This window comes from Methanofollis fontis (genome assembly GCF_004297185.1).
Classification (GTDB): Archaea; Halobacteriota; Methanomicrobia; order Methanomicrobiales; family Methanofollaceae; genus Methanofollis; species Methanofollis fontis.
Genome location: NZ_PGCL01000002.1, coordinates 494,414 through 517,817, shown reverse-complemented (window position 1 = coordinate 517,817; position 23,404 = coordinate 494,414). Strand labels below are relative to the sequence as shown.

Genomic DNA, 23,404 nt, shown 5'->3' with positions numbered 1-23,404 from the left:
ATTCGTCCATCAGACCTCCTCCTTCAAAACATTTTCAACGACACTTTTCACGTCCACCGGTTCGCCATAACTGCTCTTTGTCGGGTCGGTGCCGTCCTCACCATAGATGAACTGGAGCATCCGACCGCCGGTCGTTCGAACTGAACGGTCGTATTCCACCTTCAGGTCCTGGAGGGCGTTGATCATCCGCCGCTGCAGGTAACCAGACTGCGAGGTACGAACCGCCGTATCCACAAGACCTTCACGACCGCCGATGGCGTGGAAGAAGAACTCGGTCGGGTTAAGCCCCCGCTTGTAGGAAGACCGCACAAAGCCGTGGGCGTCGGCACCGCGGTCCTGCCGCTTGAAGTGCGGCAGGGTGCGCTGGTCGTAGCCACGCACAATCCGCTCGCCACGCACCGACTGCTGACCGACACAACCGGCCATCTGGGTCAGGTTCAGGATCGAGCCACGAGCACCAGAGACCGCCATTACCACGGCAGAGTTTGAGAGACCGAGGTGGCGGGAGGCGATCTCACCGGTGCGGTCACGGGCCTTGCCGAGCACCTGCATGATCTGCATCTCCAGCGTCTCCTCCTCGGTACGGCCGGGCATCGGTTCGAGCTGCCCTTCTTCATAGATCTGGATCCGGCGGCGGACATCGCGCTCGGCGTTGTCGAGCACCTCGTCGATCATACCGTATTCGGTCTTGCTGAGGTCCTCGTCGTCGATACCGAACGAGAAACCGTCATACATGATCGAGCGGATCGAGAGGCGGGTGACGTCGTTGATGAACTGCGCCGCCCGCTTCTGTGAGTACTGGCGGATGATCCGGTTCACGATCTCGCCGTCGAAGGCACCGATTGCCTTCTTGTCGATGGTGCCGGTGAGCAGTTCGCCGTCGCGCATCTGGACATAGGCGTCGCGGTCACATTCCCCCTTCTTGCAGGTCTCGCAGTGCTGGCAGGAGGAGGCGCGGAAGACCATGTTGATCCGGTCAGGAAGAATGGCGGAAAAGACCTGTTTATTGCTCCAGTAGGGCACACCGCCCTCGATCCTGCCGGGTTCGGGGAGGTGGCGGACGTCCGCATGCTTGAGGAGGTAGAGGGCATCGTCCTTCGTGAACCAGCGGAGCTCGTGGGTCAGGAGGAAGATCCCGGAGATGTGATCATGTATGCCGCCGATGATCGGGCCGCCGAAACGCGGCGAGCGGATGTTCTCCTGAACGTTCACCAGGATCTCGGCCTCGGCCATCGCCTCTTCGGTCTGCGGGACGTGCAGGTTCATCTCGTCCCCGTCGAAGTCGGCGTTATATGGCGGGCAGACAGCCGGATTCAGGCGGAAGGTCTTCCCACCCATGATCTTGATGTGGTGGGCCATGATCGACATCCGGTGCAGGGAGGGCTGACGGTTGAAGAGGACGATGTCCCCGTCGCGGAGCTGCCGTTCCACCGTCCAGCCGTGCTCGATCTGGTCGGCGACCTCCTCGCGGTTCTCATCGGATATGCGGATACGGCGTCCGTCCGCCCGGATCACGTAGTTCGCGCCTGGCGGGTCCTGGAGTTGCTCCCTGTTCGGGCCGTTTCTGACAAAGGACCGGGCCACATCCATGTTATGGGTCGTCACCCGCACCGGCACCGACATCTCGTTTGCGATTGCCAGCGGCACGCCGACCTCATTCACATCCAGGAATGGATCGGGCGAGATAACCGTACGGGCGGAGAAATTCACACGCTTTCCGGAAAGAGATCCCCTGAACCGGCCGTCCTTCCCTTTCAGCCGCTGGGAGAGGGTCTTGAGGGGGCGACCCGAGCGGTGGCGTGCCGGCGGGCACCCCGCCACCTCGTTGTCCAGGTAGGTGGTGACATGGTACTGGAGCAGTTCCCAGAGGTCCTCGATGATCAGCTGCGGGGCGCCTGCGTCCTGGTTCTCCTTGAAGCGCTGGTTGATCCTGATGATGTCCACGAGTTTGTGGGTCAGGTCGTCCTCTGAACGCTGTCCGTTCTCCAGGATGATTGACGGACGCATCGTCACCGGCGGAACCGGGAGGACGGTCAGGATCGTCCACTCTGGCCGCGCCACATCCGGGTTGATCCCGAGGAGTCTGAGGTCGTCGTTCGGGATCCGTTCGAGGCGGGCGCGGATGTCGGCAGGAGTGAGTTTGTGCTCACCCTTCTTGCCGTTCTCCTCCACGATCACCTCGGAGAAGGTGGTGGGCTTCTCGAAGTTCACCTTCAACTGCTGCTCGCCGCAGTACGGGCACTCGCGCTCCTTCTTGATGTCCTTCTCCGTGACCAGATCGCTGCTCTCCTCATCGGGCCCGACGATCTTTGAGATCTCCTCGGGCGAGAGGAGCAGTCTGCCGCAGCTGCGGCAGGTGACACGGAGCAGTTTCCTGATCAGGCGGGTATAGCCGACATGAATCACCGGTTTGGCGAGTTCGATATGGCCGAAATGGCCCGGACAGTCACTTGCCTTCTGGACGCAGGTCTTGCAGCGCATGCCGGGATCGATCACACCGAGATGGAGGTCCATCAATCCCTGTGAGTAGGGGTAACCGTCGTCGTCATAGGTGTCGGCCCAGATGATCTTCCTGACGCTCATCTCGCGGATTTCCTTGGGCGAGAGGAGGCCGAACTCGATCCTTCCAATTCTTTTTGGGCTTGTCATATCCTGTTCCCCCCTTATACCATATCCTCAAGCCGCAGGCGCGGTGCAATCCCCATGCTCTTCATCTCATCGAGAAGGAGTTTGAATGCATAACTCATCTCGACCGAGTAGATGTCGGTTTCAGAACCGCAGTTGAGGCACCGGGTGACATTGCGCTTCTTGTCGAGCATTGCAACCATGCCGCAACGGGCGCAAACAAACTGCTGGACCTTGTCGGACTCGTCGAGGAGACGTTCCTTGAGGGCCATCGCCGCACCGTGACCGATCATGACATCGCGCTCCATCTCACCGAACCGCAGACCACCCTCACGGGCACGACCCTCGGTCGGTTGCCTGGTGAGCACCTGGATGGGGCCGCGGGAACGGGCGTGCATCTTCGATGAGACCATGTGGTAGAGCTTCTGGTAGTAGATCACGCCGATGTAGATATCCGCATGGAACTGCTTGCCGGTATAACCGTCGTACATCACTTCGCGGCCGGTATGGGCGAAGCCGAGCGCCTTCAGCGACTCGCGCATCTCCTCCTCCTTCTCTCCCCTGAAGGGGGTGGCGTCGATCCGGCGCCCTTCGAGTGCGCCCACCTTGCCCCCGATCATCTCGAGCATGTGCCCGATGGTCATCCGACTCGGGACAGCGTGCGGGTTGATGACGAGGTCGGGTGCGATCCCCATCTCGTTGAAGGGCATGTTCTCCTGCGGGACGATCCAGCCGACGACACCCTTCTGACCGTGACGGGATGCGAACTTGTCTCCCACCTCTGGTACACGCAGGTCGCGGGTCCGTACCTTGACGAGTCTGGAGGAGTTCTCTCCCTCGGTGATGATCACCGTATCCACGATGCCGTGCTCGTTGGAGCGCATCGTCACCGAGGTGTCGCGCCTTTTTTCGACGGCGATCAATTCGCCGCTCGGTTCCTCAAGGAAACGCGGAGGTGAGGTCTTTCCGATCAGGACGTCCTTCTCGCGCACCACGGTCTCGGGATTGATCACGCCGTCGTCATCGAGGTTCTGGTAGTACTCGGCGCCATGGGCCCCTGAGACCTCCTCGTCCGGTATCTGGATGCGGTCCACCTGTCCACCGGGGTAACGCCGTTCTTCTCCCTCATAGGTCCTGAAGAAATGGGATCGGCCGAGACCGCGCTCGATCGAGGCCTTGTTGAAGATGAGGGCGTCCTCAATGTTGTAGCCCTCGTAGGAGAGAATGGCCACGGTGAAGTTCTGCCCTGCCGGACGGTCATCGGATCCGATCAGGTCGGATGCCTGCGTATAGACCATCGGCTTCTGGCAGTAGTGGAGGAGGTTGGCACGGGTGTCCGGGCGGAGCTTCATATTGGAGGCGGCGAAACCGAGCGCCTGTTTGACCATGCCAGCGCCCATCGTGACACGCGGCGATGCGTTGTGTTCCGGGAAGGGCACGTGCGCCGCCCCGATGCCCAGGATCAGGGAGGGATCGATCTCGAGATGGGTGTGGTCGGGGGTGACCGCATCCTCGGTGATGGCAATGAAGAGGTTCTCCTCCTCCTCGGCATCGACAAACTCGATCAGGCCGCGGTGGATGATATCCCCGAACGTGGCCTCTGAACTGGCGAGATCGGCGAGATCTTCGTTTGTGATCAGGGGTTTTCCGTCCTTCAAGACGATCAACGGGCGCCGGGCACGGCCGCGGTCGGTGTTGATCACCACGTCGCCGTTGAACTCCTCATAGGCAATGTTCACCTCGTTTGAGATTGCGCCATGCCGGCGCATTGCCCGCGCCTTTTCCACGAGTTCGACCGGGTTCTCGACGAGTCCGATCAGCGAACCGTCCAGAAATACACGTGATTTCTTCATGGTCTGTCCCCTCCGAGGGTCAGCGGCTCCACGCCGAGGTTGTAGAAGATGGTCTTGACCTCCTCTGTATTGTCATAGCCTTTCGAGATCTCCACCATCTGGGCAAAATTCTTCACCAGACCACAGTTTGGACCTTCAGGGGTCTCGGACGGGCAGATCCTGCCCCACTGGGTCGGATGCAGGTCACGGGCCTCGAAGTGGGGCTGTGACCGGGAGAGCGGCGAGATGACGCGGCGCAGATGGGAGAGCACGCTCATCCGGTCTGTCCGGTCCATCAGCTGCGAAACACCGGTCCGTCCACCCACCCAGTTGCCAGTGGCAAGGGGGTGGAGGAGACGTTCGGTGAGGACGTCCGCCCTGACCGCGGTCGAAATGGAGAGATCGCGGTGCCGCATGCTTGCCCGTTCGAGCTGGTATTTGATGTCGCGGGTGAGGCGGTTCAGGGAGATCCTGAAGAGGTCCTCCATCAGGTCTCCGGCCAGCTTCAGCCGTTTATTTGAGTAATGGTCCTTGTCGTCGATCTTGCGGCGCCCGAGCACGAGGTCGAAACATGCCTCGGCCATTCTGCCCAGGAAATGGGCCTTTGCAAGGCGAACGCCGGTGACAATCTCCTCATAGTTCGGGTCATCTTCCTTGAGCTTCTCGGGCATCAGGTAGTTGAGGTGAGGCAGGAGATATGAGTCGAGCACAAACTCCGCCCTGCGCCGCTGGTACTCGCGGGTCTGGTTCGGGGCGAGTTTTTTGCCGACATACATGATGCCGCTCTCCACCGAGTCGCACTCCGACTCCTCGAGGTTCTGCATCATATAAGTGAGGATCTCCTCGTCGGTCGAGACTGCCTCGACGATCTCGCGGTCGCTCCCGAGGCCGAGTGCCCTCATCAGGTCAACAAAACGCAGATGGCCTGCAACCGAGGGGAATGACACCTCGAGAAGGTTCTTCTTGTTCTTCTCAACAACCACCAGGGCACGATAGCCTCTGAACTGGGAGAAGACCTTCGCCACATAGATCCGCTCATTGTAGCGCTCGGTGAACTCGGTCATGATCTTGTTCGACGCCAGGTCCTCGAGTGTCATCAGCACCCGCTCGGATCCGTTTACGATAAAATAGCCGCCCGGGTCCAGCGGATCCTCCCCCTGTTCGACCCGCTCGTCGTCCGAGAGGCCATAGAGGTTGCAGGCGACCGATCCGACCATGATGGGAAGTTGCCCCACGGTCGTCGTGAACGGTTCCCCGCGCACGTCGCCCTGCACCAGGGTCATGTCAAGTTCGATCGGTGCTGCATAGGTGAGGTTGCGCAGGCGCGCTTCGGCCGGATGCAGAAGACTCTGCGATCCGTCGGCCTCCCTCACCATCGGTTTCAGGATCCTGATCGTGCCAAGTTCCACCCATACCGGTTCGCTGTTTCTACCCCTGTGTTCGATGTCGGTCTCGATGATACGCTGTTCATCCACGACCTTCTGCAGGTTGTGCTGAAGAAAATAGTTATATGAGTCGAGCTGGTGGCGGGCGACGTGTTCCCCTGAGAAGTACGCCCTCGATAATATACTTCTGTCCAACAGATTCATCCGCCCCGTTATTTTTTCGGTCTCTTGACGACATACCGATAGGACTCGGCAACCCCTGCCGTCTGACTTTTCCGTGTAATCCTGATGACATCCCCGATCGTTGCACCGATCGCCTTGGTGGAGGGATCGTCGCTGTAGATGCGGGGTAGCTGGTCGAGTGTAATCGCAAAGCGTTTGAGGAGTTCGGCGATCTCCTCTTCGCTCATGTTCTGATGATCCGGCACCATTACATGTTCCAGAACATTAAATCTGGTGCTCATCCTTAGTCCCCCAGACGAGAAAGAGTCAAATTCAGATGTATCACCACATAAAAACCACAGACTGTGCCATGGCAGCGGGCCTAGAGGGATTTGAACCCCCGACCACCTGGTTAAAAGCCAGGCGCTCTACCTAACTGAGCTATGGGCCCATCGTCCAGACAGCACTATTACAATGTCGTTTGGGGATATAAAGTTATCGGGACCATTCGGTCCTCCGGAATCGCCTGGGATACTCTCCTATGGGTCATGATAAGATTTAACTGCTCCGCTTCTGATTAATCGATAATGGATGGGCCTGACGACAATATTCCCCAGATGCGCTGGGCGATCGACGCCATCGTCCGCGTCAACAATATAATTTATCTGTGCATTGCAGTCGTGCTCGTCCTGCTCGCCGTTGTCTCATTATATGATGTTCTGCTCCAGTTTCTGGATGTCCTGGTGGGCCGAACCCTGACAGACAATGTTCTTCAGGTTCTTCATGCCCTGCTCGTCACGATCATCATTATCGAGATTCTTGAGACGGTGATCGCCTATTTCAGGACAAGCCGTCTTCAGGTGCGTCCGATACTGATTGCGGGAATGACGGCGATGGTCAGGAAGGTGCTCATCTATGGGCTCGAACCCACTGACATCATCGATGTGATGGGGACCGTGGCCGTGATTGCCGTGCTTACTGCTGCCGTGTATCTTGTAGGAAAAGAGAGGTGAAGGATCGAAGGCGGCCTTGAGTGCCGTTTTACTGGCTTTTCTGAAGGCCTTCAATATCTTCTTTTATCTGTGCAAGGCGACTCTGCTGGAACCTGATGCTGTTCTCCATATTCCGTATGGCGAGCGAGATCTTCTCGCTTGCCCGGGAATCATTGATATTGTAGGTCGTCTCAAGAATACGGAGCAGCCTGTTGTTGACGTCCACTCCCTTGGCAAGGCGTGCATATTCGTCGACCAGATTTTTATCGAGGCCTGCCTCTTTTGCCCGTTCAACATCTCTGATGATCGTCTCCCGACGTTTCAGCACCCGTTCAATGGCGTCATAGAGTTCGCGGTGGGTGATCGGTTTGAGAATATAGTCCTCGATATAGGATCCGTAACCTTCCGCTTCGTCTGGTGTCAGCTGTTTTGCTGTCAGCATCAGGACGGGGATGTCGCGTGTTCTTGGGTTGATTTTGATGTTCTCGAGTGTCTCCCAACCGTCCATCGGTTCCATCATAATGTCGAGCAGGATGAGATCAGGAACGACGGTCTTGAGTACTTCCAGCCCCTCTTCGCCGCTATAGGCTGCAATCGCCTGATAGCCCCCGCGTTCGAGCATCGTTACAAATACGTCAACGATAAAGGGGCTGTCATCGACAACGAGGACTGTGTACATCTCAGAGCACCTCCGCAATCTCGGCCGTAATGGGGAGGAGGGCTGCATAGGTGGCGTCTGCCTCCGTCTGCGCATCCAGGACGGCCGTCAGGAGGGTGCGTTCGCCTGCGCTCATCACGAGCAGCATGGCGTCGGGACTTCTGACCAGGATCATGTCCGGGGGCTGGATATGTGATATGCTGGCTGCTGCTTCTGCAGATGCGAGCATGGTTGCACTCATGGCGGCAAACGAGGGAACTGATACTCCCTGTGCGAATGCCTTGCCCATCAGGATGCCGTCGCGTGAGGCAAGAACGCAGGCGGTAATGCCTCTGACATCCATTATCTGCTGGATGAATCGATTGATCCTCTCCTTTAATCCCTGATGTTCTGACATGCCCAGTGTACCTTATGCTTGTTCATATAATTCTTTTTGGTTTTTCTTTCTGCTCAAATGGGGCATGATACCCAATATGCGTTGGTCTTGCCCTGCCTGGATCCTGGCCTGAAAAATTGACCGTTTTTACTGGAAAAATAGTCCGACCTCCATTATTTCTGGATTATTGATGCCTCTCATTGTTATATTCTCATGTATCTTCTGGTATTTGGCATGGGGGGTCTGTTCTCCTGATAATGCCGAATGGGTATCCTTTAATGTTGATTCTACTACTCCTGAATGATCATATATATGTCATTCGTTTTTCGATGATAAACATAGAGTTATAATATCTACAATCACTACACCATATTAATGGATATTCCGAGAGGTACCTTCTCTTCTATCCGGCGAGATACTCCTCTGTCCTCCCTCCTCGCCGAGTCCACGGAAACCGGTTTTTCCGGTTACCTGCAGGCGGGATATGGGGGTGATATGGTGATACTGGTCTTTTCCGAAGGTGCTTGCGTCCTCGCAGAGTGCAATGGTCTCAAAGGAGACAAAGCATTAATGGAAATCCAGAAAATCGGAAATACGTCGGTTGAAGTCGGGGTATATCGACTCACGTCCCAGCAGATCGGGCTGGCGATTGAATTCAATGCGCATGCACGGATTTCGCCTCCGGCCGTCCAGCAGGAACGCAGTACGCCGGGGCGCCGATCAGATAAGGGTTCTGGCAGGACCGGGAGATCAGTTGGTGTCTCCCGCCTCCAGGTCCCCCGCGGATCCTTCAGCGAAATGAAAAAAGGAGTGTTTGTCCGGGAAGTTCTTGAGGAGTTTGCCAGTGAAGGTTTTACGGGCTATGGCATATTTTCAGGAGAATCAGGGACATTCTCTCTGGTTTTTTCAGGCGGAATCTGTATCCTTGCTGAATCAGCAGGATTGTGTGGTTCTGATGCATTGCAGGATGCACAACACCTTTCCGGTGGATTCGGTGTCAGCATCTACTCGCTCACCGCCGCACAGATCAACCTGGCATGTGAGTTCAATCAGCGGTTCCTGATCGAAGGTCCGATAAAGGGGGGTTCGGTCAGGGGGACGGTGCCCGAACCTCCGGTTCGGTCCGGTACGGCGGTCAGGGAGAATGCCGGTATGGCGCGGCATTCCCTCACACGATCGGCGACATTCCGACCAAAACCGGCGCCAAAGCCAGAAATTGAGAGAATACAGGAGAGGGTGGGGGTTCGGAGTGAAGGAATCGATCCGACTCTAAAACACCTCGCCGCCCTCGATTCAATCGATGCACTCGAGATGGCCAGAGATCTGAAGGCCGGTTATATCTCAATCCTGGACCGCCTCGAACTTGGTCATCTTGTCGATGAGGAGAAAGAGTAGGAGTGTGATCAGACGATGGAAGATGGAGCAATGCTCGTAGCGCTCGGTGAGATCGGTGTGGTCATCCTTGCGCTGATAGGTGTGGGTGTCGCCGGATGCATGCTGTACCTGATCAGGATCAGGGAGCAGCTCGATGCAATCCGGAAAGAAGGTCAGGAACGACAACAGGCCGCCCAGCTGCGGTCGATGATCGGTGGTCCTGCACAGGCGCCGGTGGATATGTTCAGGCTGTTCAAACATATCGAACGGACACGGCAGGTGGAGCTGGATAAGCCCCCGAAGAAGATCGAACTGATCACGGGGCGCTCCAACATCCTGGAGAGCATGAATGCCCTGTGTGAGAAGTATTACCTTGATGCCTTCACGGTTGCGACCGATGACGGTCTCCTGGTCGCTTCATCGGAGGAAGATGCAACCGACGACGCCGCGCGCTACAGCCATGTGTTCGCCAGCGGGAATCTCCCCGATGACCCTCAGGTGATGCTCTTTGGCATCCGGCATAAGGGTTCCGATATGGTCGGGATCATCAGAACAAAACACAATATCCCTGAAAACTGGGTTCAGGGGATGGAGGACGATGTCGTATCCATTCTGAAGCAGTGGTTGTAACGGCAGATAGAGGAGTGGAAATGAGAACCAACTGGCGAGGTATGAGATGATCAGAGCATATACAATTGCATCTGGAAAAGGCGGCACCGGGAAAACGACCGTTACGGTTAATCTCGGCACCGCCCTTGCGCAGCTCGGGAAGGAGACGTTTATCCTGGATGCAGATGTAGGAATGGCAAATATCGGGATCCTCCTCGGGCTGGAGAACGCCCCGGTGACCCTCCATGAGGTGCTTGCCGGAAAGGCCTCCATCGATGAGGCCATCTATGACGGTCCGGCCGGACTGAAGGTGGTGCCGAGCGGCATCTCCCTGCAGGGGTTCCAGGATGCAAACCCTGACCGCCTGCGGGAGGTGATGCACGAACTGGTCGATCGGTGTGATTATCTGCTGATTGATGCGCCGGCAGGGATCAGCAGGGACGGTGTGGTGCCCCTCGCGGTGGCCGATGAGGTGATACTGGTCGTGAACCCGGAACTTTCCTCCATCGTCGATGCGCTGAAAACAAAAATCCTGACGGAACTGGTGGGGGGACACGTCCAGTATGCAATCATCAACCGTACCGGAAAGGACAATCTTGACTTCGTCGAACAGAAAATTGAGCGTTCTCTGGGTGTTGCCTGCCTTGGCACCATCCCTGAGGACACTTTTGTTCGTGAATCAGCTGCGTATAAAACACCGGTTGTGATTAAACACCCCACATCGGGTGCCTCGCGTGCGATCAAAAAAATTGCGGCTGAGATCGCCGGGTGTGACTATCAGGAAGACGCCGCCTCAGAACGTGAAGGCTTCATCGAACGCCTGGCCAAAACTCTCTTCAGGGGGAAACGGTAAATGGAAGCATTTGGCATGGGAGGAATTCTCCTCATAATTCTTGGAATTGTTATAGTCCTGCAGCTCTTCATCATGTACATCATGTATGTGCGAATCCAGCAGCTCCTCAAGGAAGTGGACGTTCTGGGAAGCAGGATGCGCATCACCGACAGTGAACTGGAAGCGCTGACCAAGAATGTAGAGAAGTTCAAGCAGCTCAGGATCTGATCACACCTCTCCATTTTCCATCGGGGGCGTTCTGCGCCCCCATGAACGCACCTGTTTTCTGTCCCCTCATTTGGTCGGATAACGCTCCTCCCGACGGAAGGGTACATATATGGCGACGTCGAAATGTATAGAGTCGCATGGGGTCATAGGGTAGCCTGGACCATCCTAGGAGACTGGGGGTCTTCTGACCCGCGTTCGAATCGCGGTGACCCCATTCTTTTTCAAAGGTGTTTTTTATGCAATTTCAGCCTCGGTGCAGGGAGTGCCTCCTCTCACGGGTGGAATATGAAGCGGGTCTTATTCTGGATGACCCGGTCCGGATCATGGAGATCCGAAAGGCCGCTGAATCTGTTCTTGAGGGCGGGCAGCAGCAGCGGGTGCCGGCACCGGTGCTGGCGAGCGCCGTTCACCGCTGTGCCTATGACCTGATCGGATGCGATGACCCATACCTGCGCCTCAAGGAGCGGGACAACGCCGAGGCACTGGTGGCGGCGGATGCGATCGGCCCGGAGCTCCTGACTTTTCATGATCATGTTCTGGCGGCGGTGCTGGGGAACACCTTTGACTATGGTGTTGCCTCCCATCATGTCACGCGCGATTACCTCTCGTTTTTCTCTGCCGGACGGAGGCAGGGGCTTGCGATCGACGATACCGACCGTGTCCTCCCTCTCTGCAGGCGGGTGGTCTATATTGCCGATAACTGCGGGGAGATCGTGTTCGACCGTCTCCTGATCCGCTATCTGAAGTCTATGGGGAGTGACGTGACGTTTGTGGTGCGTGGCGCACCGATACTGAATGACGCCACGATCGCGGATGCCCTCGCCCTCGGTCTTGATGCGGTGGCCGATCGCCTGACTACGACCACCCGGGGTGAGCGGGAACTGGGGGTGAATCTGGACCTGATCCCCGAAGACCTGGCCGATGCGCTCGAACGGTGCACACTGGTCATCGCCAAGGGGATGGCGAACTATGAATCACTCACCGATTACAATGATATTCTGCCGGTCGTCCATCTGATGGCGGTGAAGTGTGAGACAATCGCAGAGATGACCGGTGTCCCGAAGGGATCGGCTGTTGCCCTTCTCAGGGAGTGACCGCCTCTCCTTCCTGTGTCATCATCGCCTCCATGCACCGGCTGATGATCGCTTCGATACGGGGATTCCCGGGCGATTGCTGTTCGGCCCGAGAACAGAAAAGAGCGGCCTCCCGATATCTGCCGAGTTTGATAAGTCGCTCCGACATCTCGGTGAGGAGATCGATATTGTTCGGGTCAAGGCGGCAGCCGCGGATCAGGTATTCGATGGCCGCGTTGTCCGTTCGGGCGGTTCGTGCGCAATAATAGAGCAGCTCGGGCTGACCGGGCTTCATTTTCAGCGCTTTTTCAAATGCCTCTCTGGCTTCATCGGTCCGGTGCAGGTGAAAACTGGCGATGCCATGTCCAAGCCAGGCCTCTCCGTCATACCGGTTGATGGTGAGTGCCGCCAGAAAGGCTTCGTCTGCCGGTTCGAACATCTCAAGTTTGACAAGGGCGTTGCCGAGCAGTATCAGCGCCCGAAGGTTATCCGGTTCGATTGTCGCCGCATGGAGGAACAGTGGGTATGCCTCCTGATACTTCCCCACCGCCAGCAGCACCTCGCCTTTTCCGATGAGAAAGTCGGGGTGATCAGGGACTGCACGAAGTGCACGGTCGAAGAATGAGAGCGCTTCTTCATATTCCTGCATGGACAGGTGGGTGATCCCTTCATTGTACCAGCCAAGTGCATACCTCTTCTGACGGGGGACATCGAACATTGGATCACGATAGTCTGATAATAACAACTAATGTTGTATTTTATATTTAATATTTTTGTATGTTTCGATTATTTGTTATGCGACATATATAGATTTTGATGTGGATTTCTCTCTAAATTTTGGAGTTGAGCAACATATGCCAATATTCTCATCGGTTGGCTGTTCGGGGAGTAGATGAGGGATCATCCCTGCTGCTGTTTTACCCGCACGTTTTCACCGTTGAATCCAGACTGTTACATGATTTTAGTATTCCAGAAAAGACCAACGGAAAGGAATGCTGCCAGAGGTGTCGCTGAGTTTGGTGCTGCTGTCACCCCCATGCCGGCACTCCCTGGCGCTGGGTGCATGGTCATCCTGATCCTCTCCATCATGGCAATCGGAAAATTGTTTGCAAATCTGCTCTTCTCTCTTCATCAGACGTACGAGACAATTTTATATGCCCACCTGCCGCATCATCACTCATGGAGTTGCTGGGCATTTCCATCGGCTGGATTCTGATCGTCCTTGGTGCGGTCTTTCTCCTGATCGAGGCAACAAACCCCGGTTTTTTTATCGCCGTTCCTGGAACGGTGATGATCATCCTGGGTGTCCTCTTTGTGATGGGATTTGATGTCTTCGGATCGGCCCTCGGGGTCGTTGCCGGTGTCGGAGCGGCCCTTGCAGCGGCGGCCGTCACCGTCTGGCTCTACTCCCGCATCACCCCTGATGAGAAACCAACGACCATCAGTCGTGATTCGGTGGCGGGTCGAGAGGGGAGGGTGATACGAGATGTCGATGCCGAGAGCATCAGCGGCAAGGTGCTGATCGATGGTGTTGAATGGTCCGCCCGTTCAGAGGGGGAGGCTATCCCGGCAGGTTCGAAGGTCTCGGTTGTGCACTCGGAAGGGGTGCATGTGGTCGTCCGTGAGGTGAAATAAATGGTTCTGGCAGAAATCCTCAACAACCTGATCACGATCTTTCTGATCCTGGTCATCATCTATATCATGTCGAGAGGGGTCGTGATCGTTCAGCCCTATGAGCAGGGGCTTCAGATCCGTCTGGGAAAATATGTTGGACGATTGAACCCCGGTTTTCGCTGGGTCATTCCCCTGATCACGATCGTCGAAAAGCTCGATCTCAGGACGACGGTGATGGATGTGCCCTCGCAGGAGGTGATCACGAAGGACAATTCGCCGACCAATGTTGATGCCATTGTCTATACGCGCGTGGTCGATCCGGAGAAGGCGTTTTTTGAGGTCTCGAATTACCGGATGGCGACGGTCGCCCTCGCCCAGACAAGTCTCCGAGGGATCATCGGCGACATGGAGCTCGACGAGGTGCTCTACAACCGGGAGTTGATCAACACCCGCCTGCGGGATATCCTGGACCGTGAGACCGATCAGTGGGGTGTGAAGGTCGAGCGGGTGGAGATCAAGGAGGTCGATCCGGTCGGGGCGGTCAAACAGGCGATGACCGAACAGACGGCGGCCGAACGTGAGCGGCGTGCGGCGATCCTCCGTGCCGAGGGCGACAAGCGTTCGGCAATCCTTCGCGCCGAGGGGAACCGGCAGAGTATCATCCTCGAAGCGGAAGGTGAACGGCAGAGCAAGGTTCTCCGCGCCGAGGGCGAACGGCTTTCCCGGATTTTGCAGGCGCAGGGCGAGGCGCAGGGGCTGCGGATCCTCTCTCTTGGATCACAGCCGCTCGACAAAAAGGCGATCACGGTCCTCTCCCTGGATGCGTTGCGGGCGATGGCCGACGGACAGGCGACAAAGATCATCTTCCCGTTCGAGATCACCAGCCTGGTGAAACAGAGCGCCCGTTTCCTGGGGATGACAGAAGAGATGGCCGAAGAAGAGGCTCCCGCTACTGCCGGACTGGATGAGGGGATCCTGGGCGAGATCCCGAAGCCCGAGGAGGTAGAGCGTCTCCTCAAGCAGCTCGAGCAGGAGGTGGAGAGTGGTGAGACGATAGAGGAGTTGAAGACCGGGCCGATGCACAAAGACCCGTGATCTTTTTTTTCGGGACTCCGGTTCCAGCAGCCGTGCACATTCTTCATCCCGGCCTGTGAACTCTTATCTGCGGCGAACGGATGAAAGATCGGGTCTATCTCTTTTGCATGCTCTTCTTTTGCCGACTGGGAGACACCGCTCGCGGTCTCGATGGTCTCTGATACGAACAGGAGTTTTCCGAAGAACAGGAGGTATCGGGTGCTCACCTTCGGGCTTTCAGAAGGGCCGGTTGCGTCGCTCGGGGGGACGAGGGTCCTTCCAGACACGGACATCGCCGGCGTCGACCCGACGGCCGGAACGGTGAAGGAGTGAAGGGGGTGGATACAGCCGTTTTCCAGCGGAGTGGGGATGGGTGCGGCGTTATAAAAAAGGTATGGGCGTCTCAGATATGGAGGAGATAGGGCAGGACGATGAGTCCGATCATCATCGAGAGCAGCAGCCATGAGACCACAAACACGATCGTCTGGGCATAGCGGCCGAGTCCTCGCGGCTGGAGCAGGCGGTCCACCCCCTCCTTGAGGATATATCCGCCGTCGAGGGGGACCATGGGTATGGCATTGAAGATGCCGACGTTGATATTGATCCATGCCGACCAGAAGAGGAGGTGGACGACCTCCCAGAACATCGGGAACGGCACCTCATAATAGGCCGTTGCCGGCGTGGTGAAGGCGAGCACCTTCAACTGCTGCCCGCCGATCGACATGTCGAAGGGAATGGTCACAAAGCGCAGGAATCCGATCGGTGAGAACATCTGCCCGACAATCCCCTGGACTGCACCTGCGTCATAATAATAGATGCCCATATAGCCCGATTCCCGCGGTCCGATCTGATCGGTGATCTCCTGCGGCCATTCTGAGAGTGTCACCGGATACTCCGTGGTGACACCGTCCTTGTCGACGGTGAGGTCGATGGTCTCCCCCGGAAGCGTCTGATTGAGCAGGGCGGAGACATCATCACGCGTTGAGACATCGATGCCGTCGATCTCCGTGATAACACTCTGCGTCGGCACCCCCGCACTATTGGCGGGCCCTCCTTCATACACGCCGTAGATCGCCGGGGTGTTCAGGGGTGTCGCCATTCCCACGATCACAATGAAGGAGATGAAACAGATGACGCCCAGCACGATGTTGTTTGTGATGCCGGCACCGAGCATCCGTGCCTTGGGCATGCCGTGAACCCGTTCCGCGTCCTCCTCGTCGGGCTCGACAAAGGCGCCGATGGGTATGACGGCATAGAGGAGACCGGCGCTCTTCACCCTGATATTCTCGATCCTGCAGAGCACCCCGTGTCCGAATTCGTGGACGGCAAGCGTCAGGAAGAAGGCGAACCAGACAGCGAAGGTAGAGGGGACATACTCATTGATACCGGGAAGAAGCAGGATGTTCTGGGGTTTGTAGATCCCGGTGGGTTCGGGCTGGACGATCAGGGTCAACCGGAAGGAGAGGACGAGCATCAGAGTCATCAGCACGGCGGCGATCACCACCATCACGACGCCGAATGTCCCATAGGCCCTGAGCAGTGTTGAATAGGGCCTGAAACGATCGAACAAACCGACCTTTGATGTTTTAATCATCATGATCGGACCATAAAAGGAGATATGGTCCGAAAAGCGCCCTGTCATCCTGACGTATGCGGCGGCAAGGATATAGATCAGGATGAGGGCGATGAGGATGAGTAACCAGTCCATCTGATGATACTGGTGGTTCCCCGGTCATGATAATGATTCTTCCCGGTGACCGGTCCGATCCCTTCTGTCCCTCTCAGGATAATGGGATGAATTGCTGACATAATGTAGAATAGAGGTCTGTTCTCCTGAAATGAGGTGCCCGATGGATTCTGATGGCTGTATTTTTATAGAAACTATTTTATGTTATTGTGTTTATTGGTCATCTGCCGCCTTCACTGTGAGGGGGGGATTGTGTGCTGTCATGACTCCTTATACATCGAGGGGAGGGTGTGAAACACGGGGACGATAGGTATGAGAAGGAAAGTGATAATGGCCTGTATGATCTGTCTTCTGGTGGTGTTCGCCGCCGCTTCAGCGACTGTTCTTGTTATCCACTTTGGTATTGACCCTGACGGGGTTCCGCTGCTCAGTATCTTTTCGGCGTATGTGCTGACACCGACCGGTTTTCTGTTGACGGTGGTGTTGCCCGGGTGTACCCTGTCGGTGATCGAGATCAAGCGATTTGCGGCCCTAATTGTCACCTAAAATCACCGAATGTTCGCTGACGCCGCCCTTCCATCAACGATTCCACGGTCTTCCAGCTCCGACGGGCAATGGAGGGGGGATGCCCTCGTGCCTCGATATGGTCATCGATAAAGGCAATGGTGCGGGAATCAGATGGATATCCACTCCCTATTGGTCCGTATTCTTCGGCTAATTTTATAATTTCCCTGTCTCTTGTTACCTTTGCGACGATCGAGGCGGCACTGACCACAGGATAGAGGGCGTCTCCGTGGTGGCGGGCAATGACCCTGCATGATATGCCGCTGAATGCTGCAACGGTCCTGCCATAGCGTTCTTCATCAACGTCACACGCATCGCAATAGGCTGTTTCAGGGGCGAGGGCGGCGATCGCCCGTGCATGCATCCGGGCGACGATCGTGTTCATGCTCGCCTCCTTGCGGAGTGTATCGATCTCTCCTGCCGTCACCTCAATAACCGTGAAGGGGAATGCGGTGGTGATCTCATCATACAGGCTCTCCCGCCGTTTGGGGGTGAGAGTCTTGGAGTCGCGCACACCTGCGGGGAGGTCGTCCATCTCCCGGCATCCGACCGCCGCCACGACCATCGGGCCGAGCACCGCACCCTTTCCGGCTTCATCGACACCGCAGATCATGCTCAATGGTGGATGCACAAGATATTTCAAGCGTGGGGCGGCAAACTGGTGTGGATGTACATCATCATCGTTGGTCTTGGCGGGATAGGGCGCAACCTGGCGGCGATATCGGCGGAACATGGCGATAGTGTTGTTGTTATCGATCAGGACGAGTCAAAGTGCAACGATATCCTGGACCGATATGATGTGCTCGCCATTACCGGCAACTCAACCGACAGCTCGATCCTGGAGGACGCCGGAATCGATCGCGCCCAGAGTCTGGTGGCGACGACGAGCGACGATGCGGTCAACCTGATGACGTGCTGGCTTGCGAAACGCTATAAGGTGGCGAATGTCGTCTCCATCGTAAACCAGAAGGGTCACTCCGCCTTCTTCAAGGAGGTGGGGGTGAAGATCAGTGAAAATCCCGATGAACTTGTGGCCACCCGCCTGTATTACTGGGCGGAAAATCCCAATATGCAGCAACTGGCCTCGATTCCCGGCGGAACAATCTTCGAATTCGTGGCAGAGGACAATGCGCCGTTCATTGATCATGAGATCAAGGAACTCGAGGTGAAGAATTTCGTCTTTATTGCGATCAGGAGGGCAGGCGGGGAACTGATCATCCCGAGCGGGAATGTGAAGATCCGCCCCGGTGACATCATCACGGTTTTCACGAAAAAAGAGGCAGAAAAAGAGTGCATAGATATCCTGAACCGGCAGCTGAAGCGTGCCGGGGATTAACCGGGCCGGAGATTGTCCGGAATCTCTCCTGAAGATCCTCTACTCTGTTCTGGCTCCGGTATGCCGGTGCAGGTGACCCACTGCTCCGCGGGTCACTGGCCCGGACGGGGATCTCTGGCATGAGGGGGGGGTTGCCCCGGTCGTGGACGGACACACCCCGGTCTCAGGATCGCATGTGAACTGCGGGACGACGTATGGCGTCAGCCTTTCTTCCGCTCGATGACCATTTCACAGAAGGGGTCTCCGCCGCACCTCGACCGCGTGGTGGTGATCTCATATGCCGGGTTGAGGGCCTCAATGGCGTGCCTGACATAGGCGGTGCAGACGGCGTGCACGCCCGCAGGAGAGATCTCGCTGCCGGTTTCGTCCCTGAACATGGCGCACTCGGTCAGTCGTATCACACCTTCTTCGGGAAACCCCTCAATAAAACGCGTCTCGAACGCCGGTCCGAAGAGGACGACCGAGACGGCGCCCAGCGTCTGGACCAGGTCGGCGGCGTGCTGGCGCGGCATCCCGTAGCGGTCGGCGATGATGCGGATCTCATCGCCCATCTCAGAGAATAGCCGCTCTATGTCTGGAGGAATCGTTCCCCCTTCGGCGGGTGCCCGCCCGAGCGCAACGACCAGGCGGGTCAGGACGTGGGTGGCCATGAGCCACCGTGTCCCCTCGGGAATATCTTTTATGCGCACCATCTGTTCACACCTCGCAGATGTCGTCCGGATACGGACCGGTAAACACCCGGAATATTTGTGGCCACTATAAAGTACTTTCCCCATGGGGGCATCCCTTGCACGTCCCTCTGGACGGGCTTCTCCCTCACCTGAGAGAGTGACGACCGGATCTTCCTGGAGGGATGGTGAAGGCGACGGTCCATCGTGGTTTGGATGCAGAATCAGGCCTGGATTAGAGAGGGATATGATACGAAAAGTATGGTGCTGGAGAACTGCACTGCACAACCTCGGGATAATGCCTGATTGGGGGGGGTGGGCGGTATGCATTCGATACGGACGTTTGCATACGGGCCCTTTCGTGGGGAATTATTCCACGACGGTTTTACCTGATCACCGGGCAAGGGCGCCTGAACCGACCCGCTCTGCCCGATGGTGCCGGAGCCTCAGATCAGCCAGCCAAACAGCCCTTTATTGGCCTGCTCCTCCCTCCCGAGAACGGCAAGCCTGTTCTGCTCCTGCGAGAGCACCAGCACCTGATCCTGGAGCACCTGGCGCACCTGCGGGTCGCAGTCCGAGCAGTTTGTTATCAGCTGCTCCATCACCTGAATCTGCTGCTGGTTCTGGTCTGCATGCTGGATCAGCAGTCCGGCGGCTTCCTGATCTCCGCCATAGAGTATGCGCATCAGAGAGTTCTGACTCTTGATCTTCTGTTCTGCCCCGTATGCGGCGGCAAATGAGGTGTTCAGTTCTGTTCCAAGACGGGTCAGTTCGGGTCCGCTGCTCCCGGTAACATTGCCCGAGATGGAGAGCACATAGAGTGCGGTTTCCACCGATGTTTCCTCTCTCTGAACCGAAAGGTTCTGCTCCCGCATGCTCACCTGATCGAGGAATTGATCGCGGTCTCTCTGCTGGATGATTGCTTCATCATCGGTGCTGACATTGGTCCTTCCCTGCGTCTGGTCCCGGTCCTGCTGGTTGATCTGGACGCCGGGTTGTTCGATGGTTTCCTGCTGATTGCGCTCCTGCTCTTCCTGCGTTTTCTGGTCCTGGGGACCTTCGGGATCAGATGGCGCAGTCCCGTCTCCGGCTGAATCGCCGCTATTTCCAGGTGTCCCTGGCCCTTCTGAACCTGCTCCATCCGACCCATCCGAACCTCCGCTTCCGCCGACGGCGGTTGCCGGTATGCTCAGCGTCGATAGAAGGAGGAGAAGGATCACCAATGTCGATAGTTTACGGATCACGTAGTACCCCCCTGCTCATGTCAGATCAGCACGTGGGTGCGTACTGAATATTAATATTAGCCCCCTCCTGATTTTCACCCCTCAGCGTCCCTCTTACCCTTTTTATTTCGGATAATGCCTCTAAATTCCAATCTATTGGCCTAAGTGAAGTCAATGCAACGAATTTCGGGACGGGTGTCCTGACATACTATTGCTGGAGGAGGATTGTTCGATGATGAGATGAGCATCCGGACGTCATAGAATCGTGAACAGGGTAACCCCCACCCACCGGAGAGCATGAAAAAGAAATGAAGAATTGAAGGGGTCTATACTTCCGGGTTTATCCTATTTACCTGAATCTCACATTCCTGTGCGATTCATCCGAACCTGCTCTGTTCACTTGAGGGCGTTCGTCAGTCCCTTCAGTTCAATGAGCATCTTCGGGTTTCTCTTGATGATCTCGGTGAGCAGACCCATGACCGTGATGTCGCTGAAGTTGATCCCCTCAATGGAGCGTGCGAGATCATTCAGTTTCTCGTCGTTGAGGGTGATGAAAAACTCCTTGACCTTATAATTGCGTTCGAGTGTTTTGCCCATCTTTGATGTGCGCCATTCCGTATCATACGGCATCAATGCCTCTTTTGAGGTGTCGCCCGCTGAGATCGCACGTGCCGCAATCTCTGCTGCGAGTCTGCCGGTGTACATCGCATTGCCAATGCCGCCGCCGGTGATGGGATCGACGACCCTGGCCGCATCGCCGATGATCATCAGTCCGTCGGAGACCGTGCAGGGGAGGGGCCTGCAGACCGGATCCCCGCCAAATATACACTCGATGATCTTGCCGTCCGGATAGTGTTCCTTCATAAACCGGTTGAGGTAGTGCTTAGCCCGCATTTCGGGACGGTTCTTTGACGCAGGGATCCCGATGCCGATGTTGGCGCTCCGTTCACCCTTGGCAAACACCCAGAGGTAGCCCTCTGGGGCGACATCGGAACCGAGATAGAAGTCGTTGGAGTGCGGGTCGATGTCGATGTCGGTCACGAGGTACTGGATGCAGCTCATCATCTCCCTGAGCGGTACGGTGGTGTCGATGCCGCACCAGCGGGCAAACTTCGACTCAACACCGTCGGCGGCGATCGTTACCTTCGCCCGGATATCCTTTCTCTCACCGCAAAACTCGACGGTTGCACCCTTCACAACTCCTTCTTCGATGATCGGTGCGACTGCACGGGTTTTCACAAAAACGTCGGCACCCGCCTCGGAGGCCTTCCAGACCAGTTCGCGGTCAAAGATCTTCCGGTCAAGCACATATCCCACTTCGGCACCGGCCTTTCTCTCATCGAGTTCGACAGCCGTACCGTCCGGGGCGACGATCCGGGCCCGCCTGATGTCCGCGGAGATCCAGCGTGGATCGGGATCCATATACTCCCTGAGGAGCTCTTTTCCGACACCCTCGGCACAGCGCACCGGAACGCCGATTGCGGGCCGTTTTTCGATGAGACAGACGGTGCATCCGGATCGTGCGGCGGTCCATGCGGCAAGGGCGCCGCCTGGGCCCCCGCCGATGACCAGAATGTCGTAGTCACTCTTCATCCGTCACCTCCAGGGCTCCGAGGGGGCAGGCCTTTGTGCAGATTCCACAGGCGATGCAGAGGCTTTCATCGACACTCAGCCATGCATCGATCAGTTCGAGGGCCCCCTCCGGGCAGACCGATACACAGGCGCCGCAGTAGCCACATATCTCCCGGTGAATATTGAGCATTATACTCACTATTATACCGCCCGTCCATTAATCTTATCTTCTCCTCCGGGCCGCAGTCGTTTAGATTATGTCATTAACCTCTGATTCTCTTCCCGAATTTCTATGAACGGGAGAGAGCGATACTCCCCGGGTGCAGATCGCATTTCCGGGCGTATTTCATTAAATGGCTAAAAAAAGATGGGTTATCATAACCGTTCACGTTTCAGCCTGGTGTCGGGGGTGGATATGAGCGCATTACGGAAGGGTGAACGTGCCGTAGCGTCCCCCGCCGCCGGGAACGAGGTGAACCGTCCCTGCCCTGAAGGCGCCGACCGCCGCAGCGACTTCCGGATCGACGGTGGCAATCTCGTCGATGGCGGTCTCGACCAGGACCGGGATCTCGGGGCCGAGAAACTCTAGTATCCGTCGATAACGCTGATCGACCTTTCTGGTCAGGGTTGATGACGCACCAGTCACCACCCTGATGATCTCACAGAGCGGGATAATATGGTAGTAGGGGGGTCGCTCCGCGGGATCGCCCATGCCGCCAAGTTCTGCCGCACGATCGGCGACACCCTTCTTGATCTGTCCGCCGTCCTCCGGGCACCTCCACCCTGCTCTCTCCGCCTCATCGAGATGATAGTGCCGGTAGCATCGCGTGCAGGCCGTCCGGTTGTACTTTCCCTCCTCCGGGAAGAAACCGGCGTTCATGCTGACGTTGCCGCGCCGCACCGCATCGAAGGCGGCGCCTGGGGAGAGGTTCTTTAGCCTGATCTGATTGAACTCCCGACCGATCTTTGCCGGGTGCGCCGAATGGGCATCCGAGTTTGAGAGAAAGACCACGTCCTGGAGTTCGGCAATGCCCGATCCATATGAGGAATCGGCCGAAAGACCGAGTTCGAGGAAGTCGATCGCCTCATCGCCATAGCATGATGCGACTGAGTCGTGGGACGCATACAGGGACGTCCACGGCGTGAAGGCGTGCGCCGGACCGATCAGACCGCCGAGATCATGGACGGCAGCGGCGATCTCCTGCCCGTCGAGACGGAGATGCGGTCTCCCTCCGTTCAGCAGGTCCCGGGAATGGGGGCTGAAGATGGTGGCGAGTTCTTCGAAGCAGGAGAAATCCTCCATCAGGATGAGGTGGTGGATCCGTCCCGCCCCCTCTACTTCGGCGGTCGGGAGGACGACAACCGATGTCTGATTCTCAAAATTTTCCCAGGCATGCCGCCATTTGGGGTGAAGTGCGTCCCCGCTGCCGACGACCGAGAGCCCCTTCATCTCTGCGGCATCGCACACTGTTTCCGGGGCCAGCGACGGTGAGGTCGCCATTGAAAAGGGTGAATGGATA

25 protein-coding genes and 2 tRNA genes are annotated in these 23,404 nt (G+C 56.9%); 12 read left to right on the top strand and 15 right to left on the bottom strand.

Annotated features, from left to right (window positions below):
- Positions 1–9 precede the first annotated feature (9 nt).
- The 5 genes from CUJ86_RS06420 to CUJ86_RS06400 all read right to left on the bottom strand — a co-directional run bounded on the left by CUJ86_RS06420 (position 10) and on the right by CUJ86_RS06400 (position 6,455).
- Positions 10–2,649, bottom strand: a complete 2,640-nt coding sequence (locus tag CUJ86_RS06420) for a DNA-directed RNA polymerase subunit A' (RefSeq protein ID WP_130646727.1) — start codon at positions 2,647–2,649, stop codon at positions 10–12.
- A 14-nt stretch (positions 2,650–2,663) separates the two neighbouring features.
- Positions 2,664–4,478, bottom strand: a complete 1,815-nt coding sequence (rpoB, locus tag CUJ86_RS06415) for a DNA-directed RNA polymerase subunit B (protein WP_130646726.1) — start codon at positions 4,476–4,478, stop codon at positions 2,664–2,666.
- A complete protein-coding gene (locus tag CUJ86_RS06410) occupies positions 4,475–6,046 on the bottom strand; it encodes a DNA-directed RNA polymerase subunit B'' (RefSeq protein ID WP_130646725.1) in 1,572 nt (523 codons plus the stop codon). Before CUJ86_RS06410 ends, rpoB begins: the two co-directional genes overlap by 4 nt.
- Before the next feature lie 8 nt (positions 6,047–6,054).
- On the bottom strand, positions 6,055–6,306 hold the full coding sequence (locus tag CUJ86_RS06405) for a DNA-directed RNA polymerase subunit H (protein WP_130646724.1): 252 nt from the start codon (positions 6,304–6,306) through the stop codon (positions 6,055–6,057).
- 75 nt (positions 6,307–6,381) lie between these two features.
- A tRNA-Lys gene (locus CUJ86_RS06400) sits at positions 6,382–6,455 on the bottom strand.
- 136 nt (positions 6,456–6,591) lie between these two features.
- Between CUJ86_RS06400 and CUJ86_RS06395 the strand changes: the two genes are divergently transcribed.
- Positions 6,592–7,017, top strand: a complete 426-nt coding sequence (locus CUJ86_RS06395) for a phosphate-starvation-inducible PsiE family protein (protein ID WP_130646723.1) — start codon at positions 6,592–6,594, stop codon at positions 7,015–7,017.
- Positions 7,018–7,045: 28 nt separating this feature from the next.
- On the opposite strand, the gene CUJ86_RS06390 is transcribed toward CUJ86_RS06395, so the two are convergent.
- Both CUJ86_RS06390 and CUJ86_RS06385 read right to left on the bottom strand, forming a co-directional pair.
- Positions 7,046–7,675 (bottom strand): response regulator, encoded by a 630-nt coding sequence (locus CUJ86_RS06390; RefSeq protein WP_130646722.1) that lies wholly within the window; start codon positions 7,673–7,675, stop codon positions 7,046–7,048.
- A 1-nt stretch (position 7,676) separates the two neighbouring features.
- Positions 7,677–8,051, bottom strand: coding sequence for a roadblock/LC7 domain-containing protein (locus tag CUJ86_RS06385; protein WP_130646721.1), 375 nt, complete (start codon positions 8,049–8,051; stop codon positions 7,677–7,679).
- A 549-nt stretch (positions 8,052–8,600) separates the two neighbouring features.
- Here CUJ86_RS06385 and CUJ86_RS06380 point away from each other — a divergent pair.
- The 6 genes from CUJ86_RS06380 (at position 8,601) to CUJ86_RS06355 (ending at position 12,167) form a co-directional block, all read left to right on the top strand.
- Positions 8,601–9,425, top strand: a complete 825-nt coding sequence (locus tag CUJ86_RS06380) for a hypothetical protein (protein WP_130646720.1) — start codon at positions 8,601–8,603, stop codon at positions 9,423–9,425.
- Between the two features lie 15 nt (positions 9,426–9,440).
- Positions 9,441–10,034 carry a hypothetical protein gene (locus CUJ86_RS06375; protein ID WP_130646719.1) on the top strand — a complete coding sequence of 198 codons (594 nt, stop codon included), beginning with the start codon at positions 9,441–9,443 and terminating at the stop codon, positions 10,032–10,034.
- A 46-nt stretch (positions 10,035–10,080) separates the two neighbouring features.
- Positions 10,081–10,866 carry a cell division ATPase MinD gene (minD, locus tag CUJ86_RS06370; RefSeq protein ID WP_130646718.1) on the top strand — a complete coding sequence of 262 codons (786 nt, stop codon included), beginning with the start codon at positions 10,081–10,083 and terminating at the stop codon, positions 10,864–10,866.
- 72 nt (positions 10,867–10,938) lie between these two features.
- Positions 10,939–11,073, top strand: coding sequence for a hypothetical protein (locus CUJ86_RS12265; protein WP_268878238.1), 135 nt, complete (start codon positions 10,939–10,941; stop codon positions 11,071–11,073).
- 139 nt (positions 11,074–11,212) lie between these two features.
- Positions 11,213–11,287, top strand: a tRNA-Pro gene (locus tag CUJ86_RS06360).
- Positions 11,288–11,309: 22 nt separating this feature from the next.
- On the top strand, positions 11,310–12,167 hold the full coding sequence (locus tag CUJ86_RS06355) for a damage-control phosphatase ARMT1 family protein (RefSeq protein ID WP_130646716.1): 858 nt from the start codon (positions 11,310–11,312) through the stop codon (positions 12,165–12,167).
- Here CUJ86_RS06355 and CUJ86_RS06350 read toward each other — a convergent pair.
- Positions 12,157–12,864, bottom strand: a complete 708-nt coding sequence (locus tag CUJ86_RS06350; protein ID WP_130646715.1) for a tetratricopeptide repeat protein — start codon at positions 12,862–12,864, stop codon at positions 12,157–12,159. The two genes, CUJ86_RS06355 and CUJ86_RS06350, sit on opposite strands and share 11 nt — an antisense overlap.
- Before the next feature lie 461 nt (positions 12,865–13,325).
- On the opposite strand from CUJ86_RS06350, the gene CUJ86_RS06345 reads away from it, so the two are divergent.
- The 3 genes from CUJ86_RS06345 (at position 13,326) to CUJ86_RS06335 (ending at position 15,167) form a co-directional block, all read left to right on the top strand.
- Positions 13,326–13,781, top strand: coding sequence for an NfeD family protein (locus CUJ86_RS06345; protein WP_130646714.1), 456 nt, complete (start codon positions 13,326–13,328; stop codon positions 13,779–13,781).
- On the top strand, positions 13,782–14,855 hold the full coding sequence (locus tag CUJ86_RS06340; protein ID WP_130646713.1) for an SPFH domain-containing protein: 1,074 nt from the start codon (positions 13,782–13,784) through the stop codon (positions 14,853–14,855).
- A 150-nt stretch (positions 14,856–15,005) separates the two neighbouring features.
- Positions 15,006–15,167 carry a type 1 glutamine amidotransferase family protein gene (locus tag CUJ86_RS06335; protein WP_207231385.1) on the top strand — a complete coding sequence of 54 codons (162 nt, stop codon included), beginning with the start codon at positions 15,006–15,008 and terminating at the stop codon, positions 15,165–15,167.
- 70 nt (positions 15,168–15,237) lie between these two features.
- Here the strand turns inward: CUJ86_RS06335 and CUJ86_RS06330 are convergent, their stop codons facing one another.
- Entirely contained in the window at positions 15,238–16,542 is a 1,305-nt protein-coding gene (locus CUJ86_RS06330; protein ID WP_130646712.1) for a site-2 protease family protein, read from the bottom strand.
- Positions 16,543–16,833: 291 nt separating this feature from the next.
- Here CUJ86_RS06330 and CUJ86_RS06325 point away from each other — a divergent pair, with 291 nt between their 5' ends.
- Positions 16,834–17,067, top strand: a complete 234-nt coding sequence (locus CUJ86_RS06325) for a hypothetical protein (protein WP_130646711.1) — start codon at positions 16,834–16,836, stop codon at positions 17,065–17,067.
- On the opposite strand, the gene rnhB is transcribed toward CUJ86_RS06325, so the two are convergent.
- A complete protein-coding gene (rnhB, locus tag CUJ86_RS06320) occupies positions 17,060–17,698 on the bottom strand; it encodes a ribonuclease HII (protein ID WP_130646710.1) in 639 nt (212 codons plus the stop codon). The two genes, CUJ86_RS06325 and rnhB, sit on opposite strands and share 8 nt — an antisense overlap.
- 54 nt (positions 17,699–17,752) lie before the next feature.
- On the opposite strand from rnhB, the gene CUJ86_RS06315 reads away from it, so the two are divergent.
- Positions 17,753–18,421 carry a potassium channel family protein gene (locus CUJ86_RS06315; protein WP_130646709.1) on the top strand — a complete coding sequence of 223 codons (669 nt, stop codon included), beginning with the start codon at positions 17,753–17,755 and terminating at the stop codon, positions 18,419–18,421.
- A gap of 200 nt (positions 18,422–18,621) precedes the next feature.
- Here CUJ86_RS06315 and CUJ86_RS06310 read toward each other — a convergent pair whose 3' ends face one another.
- The 5 genes from CUJ86_RS06310 to CUJ86_RS06290 all read right to left on the bottom strand — a co-directional run bounded on the left by CUJ86_RS06310 (position 18,622) and on the right by CUJ86_RS06290 (position 23,385).
- Positions 18,622–19,113: a hypothetical protein gene (locus CUJ86_RS06310; protein ID WP_130646708.1), complete on the bottom strand. Its 492-nt coding sequence runs from the start codon at positions 19,111–19,113 to the stop codon at positions 18,622–18,624.
- A gap of 422 nt (positions 19,114–19,535) precedes the next feature.
- Positions 19,536–20,333 carry a hypothetical protein gene (locus tag CUJ86_RS06305; RefSeq protein ID WP_130646707.1) on the bottom strand — a complete coding sequence of 266 codons (798 nt, stop codon included), beginning with the start codon at positions 20,331–20,333 and terminating at the stop codon, positions 19,536–19,538.
- Positions 20,334–20,708: 375 nt separating this feature from the next.
- Positions 20,709–21,905, bottom strand: a complete 1,197-nt coding sequence (locus CUJ86_RS06300) for an NAD(P)/FAD-dependent oxidoreductase (protein WP_130646706.1) — start codon at positions 21,903–21,905, stop codon at positions 20,709–20,711.
- Positions 21,895–22,074, bottom strand: a complete 180-nt coding sequence (locus CUJ86_RS06295) for a 4Fe-4S binding protein (protein ID WP_130646705.1) — start codon at positions 22,072–22,074, stop codon at positions 21,895–21,897. The genes CUJ86_RS06300 and CUJ86_RS06295 overlap by 11 nt, the downstream gene beginning before the upstream one ends.
- Before the next feature lie 234 nt (positions 22,075–22,308).
- Positions 22,309–23,385: an endonuclease Q family protein gene (locus tag CUJ86_RS06290; protein ID WP_328590953.1), complete on the bottom strand. Its 1,077-nt coding sequence runs from the start codon at positions 23,383–23,385 to the stop codon at positions 22,309–22,311.
- Positions 23,386–23,404: the final 19 nt, after the last annotated feature.